This window comes from Streptomyces sp. WAC06614 (assembly GCF_003949795.1).
Taxonomy (GTDB): domain Bacteria; phylum Actinomycetota; class Actinomycetes; order Streptomycetales; family Streptomycetaceae; genus Streptomyces.
Window position 1 is genome coordinate 1 of sequence record NZ_RPRY01000762.1, and the last position, 719, is coordinate 719.

Below are 719 nucleotides of genomic sequence, written 5' to 3' on the forward strand. Positions count from 1 at the left end.
GGCGTAGTCCGCGCGGGATGAGCGTGGCGACGAGTTTGGGGCGGACGTGGGCGGCGTCAGGCAGGGGGCGCAGGTGCCAGTGGCTGGTGATGGTGGCCAGGGCGAGGGTGGTTTCGATGAGTCCGAACTGTTCGCCGATGCATTTGCGGGCGCCGGTGCCGAAGGGGACGAAGGCCTGGCGCGGTGGCTGGGGGCGTTCGGGTGCCCACCGGTCGGGGTCGTAGTGGCTGGGTTCGGGGTGGAGGTCGGGGCGGTGGTGGATGAGGTAGGGGCTGTAGACGACGGTGGTGCCGGCTTTGACGGGGTGGTCGTTGATCTCGGTGTCGGTGGTGACCGTGCGGGTGACCATCCATGCCGGGGGGTAGTGGCGCAGGGTTTCGTCGACGACCTGGCGGGTCAATGTCAACCGGGGCAAGTCCGCGTGGGTGGGGCGGCGGCCGGCCAGGACGGTGTCGACCTCCTGGTGCAGGCGCTTTTCGAGGCCGGTGTGCTGGGTGAGGGTGTGCAGGGCCCAGGAGAGGGTGCAGCCGACGGTTTCGGCGCCGCCCATGAGGAAGGTGACGGCCTGGTCGGAGATTTCGGTGTCGGTCAGTCCGCGGCCGTCGGTGTCGCGCGCGCTCAGCAGCATCGAGAGCAGGTCGCCGTGGTCGGTTTCGGTGGTGCGGCGTTGCGCGAGGGCTTCGTCGATGGTGTGGCGCAGGCGGGTGCAGGCCTGGAAG

At 70.0% G+C, this 719-nt stretch carries 1 protein-coding gene; it reads right to left on the reverse strand.

From position 1 onward, the window contains the following. Window positions 1-719: cytochrome P450 (locus tag EF918_RS36360; protein WP_125653034.1), on the reverse strand; the 719-nt coding region annotated here is incomplete at both ends.